Below are 15165 nucleotides of genomic sequence, written 5' to 3'. Positions count from 1 at the left end.
TTTTATAACAAAGAATGGAAGATCACACCATTATCGACGAAAACGACATCGAGCTGGAAAGCGAAGAGACCGTAGACGGCGACGGGATTACCCCGGATGCAGCCGAGGCGCCGGGTGAGCTTGTTCTCAAGCCCGCCGGCAGCTCGGACCTTATGCCGCGCGACCCGCTCAGGCTCTATCTGCGCGAGATTAGCCAGTTTCCTCTTCTGGACCCGGAAGAGGAGCAGGAGCTCGCCCGTCGCGTGCGTGATGAGGGCGACAACGAGGCGGCCTTCCGCATCGTCTCGTCGCACCTGCGCCTTGTGGTGAAGATCGCCATGGATTTCCAGCGCCGCTGGATGCAGAACGTTCTGGACCTCGTGCAGGAAGGCAACGTTGGCCTGATGCGCGCCGTGCAGAAGTTCGACCCCGACAAGGGCATCAAATTCTCCTACTACGCGGCGTTTTGGATCAAGGCCTACATCCTCAAGTTCATCATGGACAACTGGCGGCTGGTTAAAATCGGCACCACGCAGTCCCAGCGCAAGCTCTTCTATAATCTGAACAAAGAACGGCAGCGCCTGCAGAGCCTTGGGTTCGACCCGGACTCGGCGACACTGTCCAAGAACCTCGGCGTGTCCGAGGACGTGGTAATTGAGATGGACCAGCGGCTCTCGCGGCAAGATATGTCCCTCAACATGCCTATCGGCGAAGAGGGCGGGGCCTCCCGCATGGACTTTCTGCCCGCGCTGCAGCCCGCCATCGAAGAAGATGTCGCCCAGGATGAGATCTCTCTCATGGTCCGGGAACACATCAAGACCATCCTCCCCAAGCTGAACGACAAGGAGCAGGACATCCTCAGCTCGCGCCTGTTGTCGGACTCTCCCGTCACACTCCGTGAAATTGGCGAGAAGTACGGCATCACCCGCGAACGGGTGCGCCAAATCGAGGCGCGCCTGCTCAAAAAGCTCCGGGAGCACATGGCCGAACACATCGCAGACTTTTCAGACGACTGGATCCATACGAATGAATGAAACACTCCGTAGAATGAAAAATGAGGCGAAGGTGCTCGCCGCCAAGCTGGACCAGCCCGCCTTCTACACGGAATGCGCCGCCGAGATCAGCCACTGCAACCGCAACTTCTTCGACAACCCGGTTATGCTGCGCCTGCAGGAAGACGTTATCCCCTTCCTGTACGACGACGCGAGCCACGGCGTCTACCACGCCAAAAAAGTCGCCATCGAGGCCGGAGCCATCGTCCTGTGCGAAACCCGCGGCGAAGACGTGGAGCGCAACCGTCACCTGTCCTATCTGGCGCAGATGAGCGGCCTGCTGCACGACACCTGCCGCCTGGAGGACGACCACGCCGCCAAAGGCGCGGAAGTGGCGCTCATGATCCTCAATGACTACCCCATCACCGACCGTGACAAGGAAATCATCACCTTCGCCATCAGCGACCACGAGGCCTTTCGCGAGCGCCGCTCCACCGACGACCCCGAGGCCGAAATCGTGGCCAACGCCCTGTACGATGCGGACAAATTCCGCTGGGGACCGGACAACTTCTCCACCACCCTCTGGGAAATGTGCGACTACAACGAACTCTCCGTAAAGGAAATTCTGGAGCTGTTCCCCGTGGGGCTGGAAAAGATCAAGGAAATCTCCACCACGTTCCGCACGCGCACCGGGCAGGCCTTTGGGCCGGAATTCATCGAGCAGGGGCTGTCCCTCGCTCCGGCCATCTACCGACGCCTTAAGGAAATTGAGCAGGAGCTGCTGGGCACCTAGGCCGCAATGCCGCCCTTGTCAGCGGATACGGAAACACGATACCGTGCTAGACGGTCCCTGTGGTCGGCCCCCGGCCCAAGGCGGACCACGCTGCGCCGTTGCCTGTGGCAAAGGGCGCAAGCATGTGGCGCCGCCTGCGGAAGCATCCTCATTCCAACCGGAGACACATGTCCGCTATGCCTCGACTGCTACACCTTCCGCTCGCCGCGATAACCGCGGCCCTGCTCTGCTCCTGCGCCGCCGGACCAACGGCGACGCCGCCAGAAGAGCCCGTTACATGGGAAATGACCCAAAAGGCGGAAGCATCCTATAGATTCATGCAGTTTGAAACAGCCCAGCGCCTCGGCCAGCACGACAAGGCCGTTGCCGCCATTGACAGGCTGCTCGAACTCTCGCCCACTCCACGCGTCTTCCTCGAAGGCGCCAACTTCTACTGGAGCCAGAACGACGTTGGCACCGCGCGCACACTGCTCAAACAGGGCATTGAACTGCACCCGGAAAACCGCGACCTCGTCCTGACCCTTGCCACCACCTACTTTGCCGAAAAGCGCTTCGACGCGGCGGCGGTGACCATTGAGGACTACCTCACCCATCACCCCGACGACTGGGGCGCGCAAAAAGAGCTGGCCGTCGTCCTTATCGAGTCCAAGCACTTTGCCCGCGCCCTTGACGTCTTAAAGCGCGTGCCCGACGACTCCCGCGACGCCTCCATGCTCTACTACAGCGCCAAAGCCAGCGCAGGCCTTGGCCTGAACCGTCAGGCCATCGGCAAGCTGTACCGCGCCGTGGAGCTGAAGCCCGAATTCGTGGAAGCATGGGCCGAAATGGCCTACCTCTTCGAGGTGGAGCGTGACTACGTCGCCGCCGAGGAGACCTACAACCGCATTCTGGAGCTTGGTGAAACCAGCGGCGAAGTGTGGTTGCGCCTTATTGACCTCAACCTCAAGATGAACAACCCGGACAAGGCCCTCAACCTGTTCAAGCAGGGCCCGGAGGACACCCAGTTCGCGCTGGAAGCCGCCACCATGTTCCTTGAGGAAAAGTTCTTCGACCAGGCCCACGCCATACTGGACCCGCTGCCTCTGGACGAGTCCGAGGCCGCGTCCCGCGTGTGGTTCTACAAGGCCCTGCTCGCCTACGATGGGGACCAGAACCCCGGCAAAGCGCTGAGCTTCCTCGAACGCATCCCGCGCGAGGACGTCCACCACGACAAGGCCATACGCTTCCGCGTGCAGCTGCTGGTGGACACCGGCAAAAGCGACGCCGCCCTCTCCCTTGTTGAGCACGAAAAAGAGCAGAACCCGGATATCAAGGACTACTGGCTCCTTGAAGCCAGCATCCACGAGACCCTTGGCCACAACGACGAAGCCCGCAAGGTGCTGGAAGGCGCGCTGAGCCATTGGCCCAAGGATTCCGGCCTGCTCTACACCCTTGGCATTGTTCAGGACAAGCAGGGGCTGCGGCAGGAAGGCATCGCCACCATGGAGCGTATCATCTCCATCAATCCGGAGCATGCAGACGCCCTCAACTATGTGGGCTACGCCCTTGCCGAGGACGGCGAAGACTTTGACCGCGCCGCCATCCTCATCAACCGCGCTCTGGAGCTGAAGCCCGAAAGCGGCTACATCATCGACTCGCTGGCGTGGCTGTATTACCTGCAAGGCGACTATGCCAAGGCATGGGAGCACATCATCCGCGCCGTGGAGCGCGTTGCCGACGACCCCACCATATGGGAGCACTACGGCGACATCGCCCGCGCGGCTGGCAAAATGGCCAAGGCCCGCGAGGGCTACCGCAACAGTCTTGAACTCAATCCCGGCAATCCTGCCGTTCAGGAGAAGCTGGACGCCTTATGATTCCAACCGTCAACGGCCCGCGGCACATGCCGCGGGCCGCTCTCGTCATGCTGGCTGCCATTGTGGCCGCCATGCTCGTTTCCGGTTGTGCGAAGCCCCGCCCGGCCGCTGTGCCCGTTGTGGACGCTCCGGCCCTGTGGGCCACCTTTCAGGAGCGCTCCCTTGCGCGGCAAGCGGAGAGCATCCGCGCCGCGGCCAGCCTGCAACTGGAAGGCCGCCGCACCGGACGCGTCCGCATTGAACTGTGGGGACAGCCGGGTGGCGCACTGCGTATGGACGTCAGCGCGGGGTTTGGCTCCCTTGTCGCCAGCCTGCGGCAGGACCCCGGCACCCTTGTCGGCTACATACCCGACCAGCGCACCGCCTATGTCCACCATGGCGGTGACGGTACCGCCGCCGCCCTTGGCGTTCCTGTGCCATTTGGCCTTGCGGAGCTCTCGCAACTGCTCAGCGGCCAATACGCAAAACTTGTCGCCAAATCGTACGATTCCGTTGAAATACAACCGGATGGCGGGCTTTGTTACCACTTTACAGGGGGCAAAGTGTCAAGCATAACCCTTGACGCAATGGCCCAACCTGTGGAACTGACCGGGCGGCACAAAAACAAAAACTGGACCCTTCGCCTTGAGCGGTATACAGACGAAGCGGACGCGGCACCCCGCGCCCGTCGTCTGGACTTACGCATTCAGCCCGGCGACCGGGCGGTTCTCAGGGTGAAGCACGTGGATACGTCCACACATGTTTGGCCCCGGGGCGCACTGGAACTTCCTCTGCCCCCCGGAACGGTGATGCGTCCTCTGGACTCGCTTGCACCGCTTGAACTCTGACATTTCTCAAGGAACTGAATGATGCCCGACGTCAAGATGGACAGAACGGATATTCGGCAGAAGAGCGACAGCGTGACGGACAACCTGATCACCGGCCTCAAGGTCCTTATGGGCGAACTGAAATGGCTCGTCCTCAAAGGCCTGCGCGCCATTGAAATCCGCCAACTGGAAAAGCGGCTCGCCAAAGAGTACGCAGCCATAGGCAAACAGGTTCACGAAACCATCATCCCCGGCGAAGACGGCCGCACGTCCACGGGCAGCATCCCTGCCGCGGACTCCGCGATTCACCTCTCGCTCAAGCAGATCGAGTTTCTTCAGGAAGAGATTGACTACCTTCGCGACCAGTGCACCCGCGCCCGCGAGGACGACCTGAAGACCCGTGCCAAGGACCTCGGTCTGGAATCCGGCAAATAGCCGGCCGTCTGCCACGAACCATCAAAACTCACATCACGAAAAGGGTGGCATCATGTCACAGAAAGCGGTCGCCATCGGCTCTGACCATGCAGGCTTCTCCCTCAAGGAGACCTTGAAGAAGCACCTGGAAGAGCGCGGCATCACCGTCCACGACGTTGGCCCGTTCGACACCTGCAGCGTCGACTACCCCGTCTACGCCAAGCAGCTTTCCCAGTACGTTCTGGAAAACGAATGCCTCGGCGTGCTCGTTTGCGGCACCGGCATTGGCATGTCCATGACGGCCAACAAGGTTTCCGGCATCCGCGCTGCGGTCTGCGCCAACTCCTACCAGGCCCTCATGACCCGCCTGCACAACGACGCCAACGTCCTGTGCCTTGGCGAGCGCGTCACCGGCCCCGGCGCGGCGCAGCAGATTCTCGACATCTTCATCGACACCGAGTTCGAAGGCGGACGCCACCAGCGCCGCATCGACCTCATTGAAAAGAGCTAATCGCAAGATTCTCCGGCTTATCCGGATACAAACCCAAACGCCTCCCCGGCGGAAAGGAAAATAGACCATGAAGACCGAGGTGATTCCCGCTCTGGATGCCAAGGCCGTGAACGTCCTCAAGGCATTGGTCATGGACGCCACCCGCAAAGCCAATTCCGGTCATCCCGGCGGCCCCATGTCCTCCGCGGATATGGCCTACATTCTGTTCAAGGATTTTCTCCGCTTCGACCCCACCAACCCCGACTGGTTCAACCGCGACAGGTTCATCCTGTCCGCAGGTCACGAGTCCTCCCTGCTGTACGGACTGCTGCACTTCTGTGACTACCTCGACATCGAGGACCTGAAGGCCTTCCGTCAGTTTGGCAGCAAAACCCCCGGCCACCCCGAGATTGAAATTCCCGGCGTGGAAGTGACCACCGGTCCGCTGGGTCAGGGTTTTGCCATGGGTGTTGGTGAAGCTGTCGCCGAAGCCATGCTCCGCGCCAAAACCGGCAAGGACGCCGTGGACCACCACACCTACGTGCTGGCCTCCGACGGCGACCTGCAGGAGCCCGTCGCCCTCGGCGCCGCCTCTCTGGCCGGCCTGTGGGGTCTTGGCAAGCTGGTTGTGCTGTACGACAAGAACGACGTTCAGCTGGCCGGCCCCACCGACCGCTGCGACTGCATCGACTACAAGGCCGTGTTTGAAGGCATGTGCTGGAACGTCATCGACATTGACGGCCACGACCACACCGCCATCCGCAAGGCCATCAGCGACGCCCAGCTCAGCTCGCGCCCCACGCTCATCATCGGCCACACCGTCATGGCCAAGGGCACTGCCACCCGCGAAGGCGACCACGAAACCCACGGCGCGCCGCTGCCGCCCGAGGAAATCGCCGCCACCAAGGAAAAGTGGGGGCTTGATCCCAAGGCCGACTTCCAGGTGCCCGAAGAAGTGCTCACCCACTTCCAGTCCAACTTCGGCTTCTACGAGGCCGAGGCCAAGAAGTGGAGCCGCAAGATTGTCGAACGCCGCGAAAACGACGCCGACTTCAACGCCCTGTGGGCCAGCGTGACCGCCGAACGCACCGACCTGAAGCTGAACCTGCCCGAGTTCGAGGCCGGCTCCTCCGTTGCCACGCGCAAGGCTTGGGGCGCATGCCTGAATGAAATCATGCACCAGCTGCCCCTGCTGGCTGGCGGCTCCGCCGACCTCGACCCCTCCAACCAGACTGCCAAGTTCCGCGACACCGTGGGCGTGTTCTGCGCCGACGACCACAGCAAGCGGAACCTTTCTTTCGGCGTACGCGAATTCCCCATGGGCGCCATCCTCAACGGTATGGCTGCACACGGCGGCGTGATTCCCTTTGGCGCGACGTTCCTCGTCTTCTCCGACTACGAACGCAACGCCCTGCGCATGTCCGCCCTGCAGAAGCTGCCCGTCCTGCACGTCTTCACGCACGACTCCTTCTACGTTGGCGAAGATGGCCCGACCCACCAGCCGGTGGAACACGTCAGCTCCCTGCGCCTGATTCCGGACCTGTTGGTCTTCAGGCCCGCCGACGCGTACGAAACCCGTGCCAGCCTTGAAATCGCCCTCACGCAGACCGACCGCCCCAGCACCCTGCTGCTGACCCGTCAGGGTCTGCCTGTGCTGGCTCCGGCCTCCTACCCCTCCGTGGTGGACGGCCCGGCCAAGGGCGGCTACATCCTTGAGGACTGCGAAGGCGAACCCGACGTGACCATCATGGCCTCCGGCTCCGAAGTCTCCCTCGCTATGGAGACCGCCAAGCAGCTGGACGGCCGCAAGGTCCGCATCGTCAGCATCCCCTGCCACGAGCTGTTCGACGAGCAGCCCGAAGAGTACAGAAACGCCGTTCTCGGCGGCGGCCTGCGCGTGGCTGTCGAGGCTGGTTCCACCGCGCTGTGGTACAAGTATGCTGGCATCGACGGCATCGTGTACGGCATGGACCATTTCGGCGCTTCCGCCCCCGCGGGCGAACTCGCCAAGGAATATGGCTTTACTCCCGAGAACCTGTCCCGCATTATCACCGAAAAGCTCGGCTAACCGAATACGGCGCTAGAAAGGAGAGTCACAGTGGAAGCCCCTGAACGCAATCTCGCAATGGATCTGGTCCGCATCACGGAAGCGGCGGCCCTTGCCTCGGGTCGTTGGCTCGGCAAAGGCAACAAAGAGGCCGGGGACCAGGCTGCTGTGGATGCTATGCGCCTGTCCTTTAACGCCCTGCCCATCAACGGCACCGTCATCATCGGCGAAGGCGAAAAGGACGAAGCCCCCATGCTCTATAATGGAGAGCAGGTGGGCGCTGGCGGCGGCATCGGCGTTGACGTCGCTGTGGACCCCGTGGAAGGAACGAACCTGCTGGCCTTTGGCCGCCCCAACGCCATCTCTGTCGTTGGTGTCGCGCCCGAGGGCACCATGTTCAATCCCGGTCCCAGCTACTACATGCAGAAGCTGGTCGTCCCCGCACCGGCCAAGGACGTCGTTCACCTCGACGCCCCGGTCAAAGACAACCTGACCAAGATTGCCAAGGCCCTGGGCAAAGACGTGGACGACCTCGTCGTCTTCGTGCTGGACAAGCCCCGCCACAAGCAGCTTATTCAGGAAATCCGCGCCGCTGGCGCACGCATCCAGCTGCACACCGACGGTGACGTGGCTGGCTCCCTCATGGCCATCAACCCCAGCTCTGAGGTTGACTGCATGATGGGCACCGGCGGCACCCCCGAGGGCGTGCTGTCCGCTTGCGCCATCCGCGCCATGGGCGGCGAAATGCTCGCCCGTCTGGACCCGCGCTCCAAAAAGGAAGAGCAGGCCCTGATGGACTCCGGCATCGACGTCCGCGAAATCTTCACCGTGCGTACGCTGGTGAAGACCGACGACACCTTCTTTGCCGCTACGGGCATCTCCGGCGGCACCTTCCTGAAGGGCGTCACCTACTCCGGCAGCGGCGCAACGACCCATTCGCTGGTCATGCGCGGCAAGACCGGAACCATCCGCCACATTGAAGCCTCCCACAGCTGGAACAAGCTGATGCGCTTCTCCTCGGTGAAGTACGACTAGTCCGTCGTCCTCACCAGCCCCATGTGGCGCTGATGACAGATACACAAAAGCCCCGGTTCGCCGGGGCTTTTTTTATGTCGGGTCGTCCTCGTCCGCGCCAAACATATTCTGCGGCGGCTTGCCTTCTTTCATGCGCCGGGCCATGGCCTCCCTATCCCGTGGCAGGCAGATGACAAAGGTTGCGCCTCCGCCTTCCGTGGATTCCACGTGGAAGGTCCCATAATGGTTTTGGCTGATGATAAAATACGACACGGACAGCCCCAGTCCCGTCCCAACTCCCGGCGCCTTGGTGGTAAAAAACGGCTCGAACACGCGCTTGCGGTGTTCCTTCTTGAGCCCCGGTCCGTTGTCCGCCACCTCGATGCGGACAGAGTCGTCCTCCTGCCGCGTGCGCAGGGTGATGCGGGGTTGGCGCCCGTGCGTGGTCTCCGCCATGGCCTGCGCCGCATTCTTCAAAAGGTTCAAAATAACCTGCTCTATCTCGGTCTGCGTGCAGACAATGTCCGGCAGTCCGTCCTGATACTCGCGCACAATCTCGATAAGCTTAAAGTCGTAGCGCTTCTTGAGGTCGTAATCACTGGAGGCCAGCTCTACCACCCGGTCGAGCAAGGCATTGATATCGCAGGGCGCGAGGGCAGACTCGCTCTTGCGGCTAAAGTCCAGCATATTATGGACAATACGCGCGGCGCGCTGACCCGCCTCCTTAATGGCCGCCACATACGTATCCACGCGGCGCTCAATCATATAGCGCTGCACGGCGGCAAGGTCCACGCCGCACTCCTGCGCCACCTCAACGTTCCTCACAAGGTCCGGACTCATCCGCCGCTCCAGATTCTGGGCGGATTGCAGAATGATGCCCAGCGGGTTGTTTATTTCATGCGCCATACCCGCCGCCAGCCCGCCAACGGACAGCATTTTCTCCGTCTGAATCATCATTTCTTCTATGCGCACACGTTCGGTCACGTCATCTATGCGGATAACCGCGCCCTCTACCCCATTTGTCACCAGCGGATACACGGTGACATCCTCATACACGGTGCGCCCGTTGTGGATGCTGGCCGCCTTGCTGGACGCCTGCACCTCGCGCTCGCGCAGGGCCTTGCGCACCCGGTCCATCTGCCGCTGAATGCGAGGGAACACTGCCTCAATGGACTGCCCAATGGCCTCTTCCGCACTGGTGCCGGTTTCGCGTTCCGCTTGGCGGTTCCACTGCGTGACCACGCCGTCACCATCCACTCCAACAAGCACCGAGGGCATAGAATTCACGATGTTCGCCAGCAGCTTGCGCAGGCGCTCTATCTCGTTGGCGGCGTGCACGCGCTCCGTTGCGTCGCGCGCCACACCAACCATCCCAATGGCCAACCCATCACGCATAATGGGCCGCTCGCTCACCTCCATCACGCGCCGCGAGCCATCCCTGTGCTCCATTTCTGCCAAGTATGGCGGCTGCGCAATGCCCGTAGTCAGCGCCTGCCTTGTCTGCTCTTCCACCTTGGCGTTCAGCGGGCTGTCCGTCAGCGTTTGCCTGTAATGCACCCGGAATTCTTCAGGCTTGTACCCAAGCACAGCCTCAACGCTGGGGGACACATACTCAAACACCCCATCACGGTTATGCCGATAGACAAAGTCGCGCATGGAGCTGAGCAGCAATTCGCGCTCCTCCACCACGCGGGCATACTCCTGCGCCTTGCGCTGCAGTGCCGCCGTGGCCAGCTTGCGGTCCGTCACGTCGGTAAGCGTGCCCACCAGCACCCTGTACTCGCCGTCATCCCCGCGAACGCCCTGCCCAATCTCATATATCCACTTTTCACCGCCAGTGGCCGTGATAATGCGGTACTCCAGCGTAAAGCGTCCGTCATAGTCCAAACCAGCGGCGACGCCATCCGCCACGGCCTGCCTGTCATCCGGGTGGATGATAGACCCATAACTCCGCCGCACGTTGCCCAGCAGATCCGCTACCGCGTACCCGGTGAGGGCCTGCACGCGCTCACTCAGGTAGCGCATGGTCCAGTCCTCGTCATTCACGCAGCGGTAGACAACGCTGGGGATATTCTCCACCAGCACCCGATATTCACGCTCCCGCCGCCGCAGACGGTCCTCCACCTCGCGCCGGATGCGTGTTGCGCGGTAATGGGTAAAGACAAAGACGCCCAGCACCACAAATATGCCCATAAACACTGCCGCCAGATGCCGCAGGCGCGTCTGCGGTACACGGTGCGACGCCGTGCCATGCAGAGCGTCCGGCTCGCCAAACAGGGCAACCGTCTCCCAAATGCGGGCCATATCAAGGGCCGCTTGCGCAGGCTGGCCCCCCACCTGCACATGCCCCGCCGGTGCCGCGAGGGCGCCCATCCCAGCACAAGCCGGCACGCTCCCCCACAGCGCGGCGCACAGGCACACCACAGCGCACAGCGCGGACATACCGTACCGTACCAGCCGCTGGCGGCTCCATATGGAATCCGGGGAATAGCCTGTACTCATCGGACTATTCTACCACAGACAGCGCACAAAAAAAGAGCCGAACCACTGGTCCGGCTCCTCTTTTACTCGCGGTATCCGCACTACGCGTAGGACATCATGACCTCGCGCAGAGCCTCGCGGTCCACGGTCTGCTCACCAAGGGGCGCGCCGTGCAAGTGCGGCAACCGTTCGTCAAAGCTGGGCTTCTCCACCGTGTACAGCACCCCGAGGGGGATGCGGTCGCCGAATTCCAAGGCCTTGTCCATAGCCGCGGCGCGGTCTGTTGGGTCATAGTCCTCCGGCAACTCGTAGCACCGCTCCTTGTACCACGCATGGGTGTTAATCTTGTTAAACGACACACAGGGCTGCAGCACATCAATAAGGGCAAAACCCTTATGGTTCATCCCCTGCCGGATGAGCTTGGTCAGATGCTCGCCGTTTCCGGAAAAACCACGCGCCACAAAGCTGGCGTTCATGGCAATGGCCACGGCCACAGGGTTGAACGGCTCAGCCGCAACGCCCCACGGCTGGGCCTTGGTCACATGCTCCAGCATGGTGGTGGGGCTGGCTTGGCCCTTGGTCAGGCCGTAGATTTGGTTGTCATGCGCGATGAGGGTCAGATTCATATTCCGGCGCAGGGCATTCAAAAAGTGATTGCCGCCCTCGCCGTAACTGCACCCGTCGCCGCTGGTGACCAAAATGGGAATCTCCGGATTGGCCAGCCGTACGCCCTGCGCCGAAGCCAGTGAGCGCCCATGCAAGCCGTTGTAGAAATTCACCCGCATATAGTGCGGCAGTTTTGCCGCCTGTCCAATGCCGGAGACGATAATGGCCTGATGCGGGCCATACCCTTCCTCCGCCAATGCCTGCTTTACGGACTTGATGATGCCGAAGTTGCCGCACCCCGGGCACCATGCCGTTTCAACGTCGCCAAAGTCCTGAACGCTAACCATTGGAGCCCTCCTTCTTCTCGCCTGTGCACCCCTGCTCTTCCAACTGTCCCACGATGAATTCCGCCGTAAACGGCAACCCGTCGTAGCGCAGGACCAGCGCGTCGCACACGAGGCCCGTTTCCTTACGCAGCAGCGCGGCAAACTGGCCTGTGGCATTGGCCTCTATGCAGACGACCATCTTGGCATCCTGCATCCGCTTCTTGAAATCGCCGGGGCGCAGGGGCCACACCTGCGAAAAGTGCAGCACGCCAACCTTGCCGCCACGGGCGCGGAAGACCTCCGCCGCCTCGCACGTGGCGTCCACGGACGAGCCCCAGCACACCAGCAGGCAATCCGGGGCGTCATCGCCGTAGAAGCTGGGGGCAACGGCGTCTTCCCGCAGGCCCACTTCCTTACGCAGGCGCTTTTCGTTCTGGGCGTTGCGCACGTCCGGGCGCTCGGTAATATGCCCGTCCGGCAGATGCTCGTGTGAGTCCGCCACAACGACATGCTCGCCGAATCCCGGCAACAAGCGCGGAGAGACGCCGGTCTGCGTTTCCGCATAGCGCTGGTACTTCTCCGGCACCTCGTCATGACGCGCGGGCCGCGCCACCTCGGGAAGCGCCTCAAGGTCAAAGGGCGCAATGGTCCGCAGGGAGTCCGCAAGGTATTGATCTGTCAAGATAATGACAGGCGTCTGATAGCGTTCGGCCTGATCCATGGCCCGGTAGGCAAGGTGGAAGCACTCCTCCACCGTTCCGGGCGTCATGATGGCGCGAGGGAATTCACCATGCCCGGCGTACAGGGCAAGGTTCAGGTCCGCCTGCTCGGTGTGGGTGGGCAGGCCTGTGGCTGGTCCCGGGCGCTGGGCAATGGCGCAGACCACGGGCAGTTCGCCCACTCCGGCCATGCTGACGCCCTCGGTCATCAGGGCAAATCCGCCGCCCGATGTGGGCACAATGGCCCGTCCACCGGCGTAGGACGCCCCAAGCGCCATATTGATGGCCGCAATCTCGTCCTCCACCTGCTCCACCACCACGCCAAGGCTTTTGCCCTTGGTGATAAGATTTTGGGCGATGGATGTCCCCGGCGTCATGGGATAGAAGGAGCAGAAATTGGCTCCGGCGGCCATAGCCCCAAGGGCGATGGCCTCGTTGCCGTTCATCAGCAGTTGGTCCTTGCCGCCGTCCACGTCGCCAAGGGGGGCAAATTCCGGTTTGTGTTCTGTAGCCCACGCGTAGGCGGCGTCCAGCACCTCGTGGTTTTGGGCCACAATCTTTTCGCCCTTTTTGCCAAAGGTCTGCTGCAGCAGGTCGGCAATGACCTGCCGCCCAATGCCCAGCACCGCCCCAAGCACGCCAAGGCCCACCACATTGTAAAAAATGGGCTTGGGCGCCAGCTCCTTGAGGGGCATGGACAGGGTGGCGGCCTCGTCCGAGGAGAGTCCCTCGCCCAAAATCACAAAACCGCCGGGCCGCACACGCGCGGCGTGCAGATCGACGGTTTCCTGATTCATTGCCACCAGCAGGTCAATATCCTCATCCGGTCCCGGGACCGGAGAGGCGCCCATGCGCAGTGCAAAGGTATTGTGCCCGCCACGGACGCGGGACATGTACACTTGCGTGACGGCGACCTGATACCCGGCGCGGGCCACACTCTTGGCCAGCAGCTGGCCCATGGTGACAAGCCCCTGCCCGGCGGCTCCGCCAATAACGACATTTACGAACCGTTCAGACATAGTGCCTCCTTGTTGGCAAAGCGGTGGCGCTCTGCTCAGGCGGTGTCCATTCCTTCGGTCTCGGCGGCTTTGACCCACCCGTGCGGGTCACTAAAATAGTATTGCAAATCCGTAAGCAGCAGGATGACTTCCTGTCCGGAGGCGATCATTGTTTCAATGAACCGGCGCTCCTCGTCCTGCACGGCAGCCTCGAACTGTCCGCTATAATAGCCGACGACGGCCTTTTCCATATCAAGGGCAAGCTCTACACTCTCCTGCTCGCGCTCAAGCGGGGGCGGCGCGGGCTCAGTCCGCGCCGCCAACCGCCGAAAAAGAACGCGCGGGGGCACGCCGCCCCCCACAGGATCAGGAGCCGCCGCCCACAGCTCTCCCCGCAGGGACAGCTTGGCAACATGGGAGCGCCAGACGGATGTCTCCTTCTCGCGGTGGAGAAAGGCAAACATCATACTGCCGAGCGGGTCACTACAGGCGGCGCTGGCTCTGTCGTAGAGCACGGCGCTTTTCCTGTTCATCTCGATGATGGTGTCGAGCATTGTGGTCCGGTCATGCATGGCGCAATCCTCCCATACTGCGGGCGGTTCCTTCCTGTACGACGCGCTACTGCGCCGTCGTCGGCGGCGTGAACACACGCTTGCCGAGTTCCTGATCAAGCATAAACAGGCCGCTGCCTTCCTTGCCCATCAACTTCAGGCGGTCCAGAACGTTGTTCACGCTGTCCTCTTCCTCCACCTGCTCTTCAACAAACCACTGCAGGAAGATATTGCAGGCGTGGTCCTTCTCGCTGATGGCGGTGTCCACCAGCTCGTTGATGAGTTTGGTGACGTGCTGTTCGTGCTTAAGGGTTTCCTTGAACACATCAAGGGTGTCGTCCCACTTGGACGGGGGCTGGTCGATGCTCTGCAGCTCAACCTTGCCGCCGCGCTCCAGCACGTAGTCGTAGAACTTGGTGGCGTGGAAGAGCTCTTCCTGCGCCTGCGTGCGCATCCAGTGGCTAAAGCCGGGCAGGCCCTTGTCCGCAAAGTAGCTGGACATGGAGAGGTACAGGTAGCTGGAGTAGAACTCCCACTTAATTTGCGCATTCAGCGCCTTTTCCATTTTTTCACTCAGCATGTGGTTTCCTCCTATTGGGACCATGCCGCGGGGTGCGTGCCCCGCTCGTTTTCGCAAAAGAAGCGCCGGGCGGCGCTCTCGCCCAATTGGGCGACTCTTCAAAGGATACACATGATTGCGATTATCGCAAGCAAAGCTGTACCGGCGCGGGTTTGCGGCCTGTGCGGGCGGCGCCCGGGCAAAAGCAGGGTTGCCCTCGGCGCGAGAATGGTGCACAAGGTGGTTCACCCTGTTGCGTCGGCCAAACGGCCCGCGCCACGTTCTCGAACCGAAACGGAGGATAGCTCCTGATGCACGACCAGCCGGTGTTCACCAACGCCCCGCGTGAAGCCAATACCCAAATGACGTGCAAATCGTGCAACGGCACGCTCCGCGTCATCCGCGCCTGCAAGGAAGTCTACATGTTCTGCGACACCTGCGGCGGACGCTTCGCCCTCGGAGAATACATGGAATTCTTTGATCAAATCGAAGAATTCATGGCCAACGTGCCCTTCGATCGCATCTGACGTCGCC

General features: G+C 61.8%; 14 protein-coding genes. 9 read left to right on the top strand and 5 right to left on the bottom strand.

Annotation, left to right across the window (positions count from 1 at the left end; genetic code table 11):
• Positions 1-14: 14 nt before the first annotated feature.
• The 8 genes from ACYQ2T_RS07065 (at position 15) to glpX (ending at position 8412) form a co-directional block, all read left to right on the top strand.
• A complete protein-coding gene (locus ACYQ2T_RS07065) occupies positions 15-1013 on the top strand; it encodes a sigma-70 family RNA polymerase sigma factor (protein WP_459899587.1) in 999 nt (332 codons plus the stop codon).
• On the top strand, positions 1006-1764 hold the full coding sequence (locus ACYQ2T_RS07060) for an HD domain-containing protein (RefSeq protein ID WP_459899585.1): 759 nt from the start codon (positions 1006-1008) through the stop codon (positions 1762-1764). The genes ACYQ2T_RS07065 and ACYQ2T_RS07060 overlap by 8 nt, the downstream gene beginning before the upstream one ends.
• Positions 1765-2081: 317 nt before the next feature.
• Positions 2082-3620, top strand: a complete 1539-nt coding sequence (locus ACYQ2T_RS07055; protein ID WP_459899583.1) for a tetratricopeptide repeat protein — start codon at positions 2082-2084, stop codon at positions 3618-3620.
• Positions 3617-4447 (top strand): hypothetical protein, encoded by an 831-nt coding sequence (locus ACYQ2T_RS07050; protein WP_459899581.1) that lies wholly within the window; start codon positions 3617-3619, stop codon positions 4445-4447. Before ACYQ2T_RS07055 ends, ACYQ2T_RS07050 begins: the two co-directional genes overlap by 4 nt.
• An 18-nt stretch (positions 4448-4465) precedes the next feature.
• Positions 4466-4861, top strand: coding sequence for a hypothetical protein (locus ACYQ2T_RS07045; protein WP_459899580.1), 396 nt, complete (start codon positions 4466-4468; stop codon positions 4859-4861).
• Between the two features lie 52 nt (positions 4862-4913).
• Positions 4914-5351, top strand: a complete 438-nt coding sequence (rpiB, locus tag ACYQ2T_RS07040; protein ID WP_459899578.1) for a ribose 5-phosphate isomerase B — start codon at positions 4914-4916, stop codon at positions 5349-5351.
• Between the two features lie 67 nt (positions 5352-5418).
• Complete coding sequence (gene tkt, locus ACYQ2T_RS07035; RefSeq protein ID WP_459899576.1) at positions 5419-7398, top strand: transketolase; 1980 nt, start codon at positions 5419-5421, stop codon at positions 7396-7398.
• A gap of 30 nt (positions 7399-7428) precedes the next feature.
• A complete protein-coding gene (gene glpX, locus ACYQ2T_RS07030; protein ID WP_404844733.1) occupies positions 7429-8412 on the top strand; it encodes a class II fructose-bisphosphatase in 984 nt (327 codons plus the stop codon).
• Between the two features lie 72 nt (positions 8413-8484).
• Here glpX and ACYQ2T_RS07025 read toward each other — a convergent pair whose 3' ends face one another.
• From ACYQ2T_RS07025 to ACYQ2T_RS07005, 5 genes are all read right to left on the bottom strand, one after another.
• Positions 8485-10893 (bottom strand): PAS domain-containing sensor histidine kinase, encoded by a 2409-nt coding sequence (locus ACYQ2T_RS07025; protein ID WP_459899573.1) that lies wholly within the window; start codon positions 10891-10893, stop codon positions 8485-8487.
• 80 nt (positions 10894-10973) lie between these two features.
• Positions 10974-11825 (bottom strand): thiamine pyrophosphate-dependent enzyme, encoded by an 852-nt coding sequence (locus ACYQ2T_RS07020; RefSeq protein ID WP_459899572.1) that lies wholly within the window; start codon positions 11823-11825, stop codon positions 10974-10976.
• Positions 11818-13542, bottom strand: a complete 1725-nt coding sequence (locus ACYQ2T_RS07015; RefSeq protein WP_459899570.1) for a 2-oxoacid:acceptor oxidoreductase subunit alpha — start codon at positions 13540-13542, stop codon at positions 11818-11820. Before ACYQ2T_RS07015 ends, ACYQ2T_RS07020 begins: the two co-directional genes overlap by 8 nt.
• Positions 13543-13577: 35 nt before the next feature.
• Positions 13578-14093 (bottom strand): hypothetical protein, encoded by a 516-nt coding sequence (locus tag ACYQ2T_RS07010; RefSeq protein ID WP_459899568.1) that lies wholly within the window; start codon positions 14091-14093, stop codon positions 13578-13580.
• Positions 14094-14139: 46 nt separating this feature from the next.
• Positions 14140-14652 (bottom strand): ferritin, encoded by a 513-nt coding sequence (locus ACYQ2T_RS07005; protein ID WP_404844728.1) that lies wholly within the window; start codon positions 14650-14652, stop codon positions 14140-14142.
• 290 nt (positions 14653-14942) lie between these two features.
• Between ACYQ2T_RS07005 and ACYQ2T_RS07000 the strand changes: the two genes are divergently transcribed.
• On the top strand, positions 14943-15158 hold the full coding sequence (locus ACYQ2T_RS07000) for a dual CXXC motif small (seleno)protein (RefSeq protein WP_404844727.1): 216 nt from the start codon (positions 14943-14945) through the stop codon (positions 15156-15158).
• The last annotated feature ends 7 nt before the right edge of the window (positions 15159-15165 follow it).

This window comes from Desulfobaculum senezii, assembly GCF_054657395.1.
This window is presented reverse-complemented; position numbering and strand designations above follow the sequence as displayed.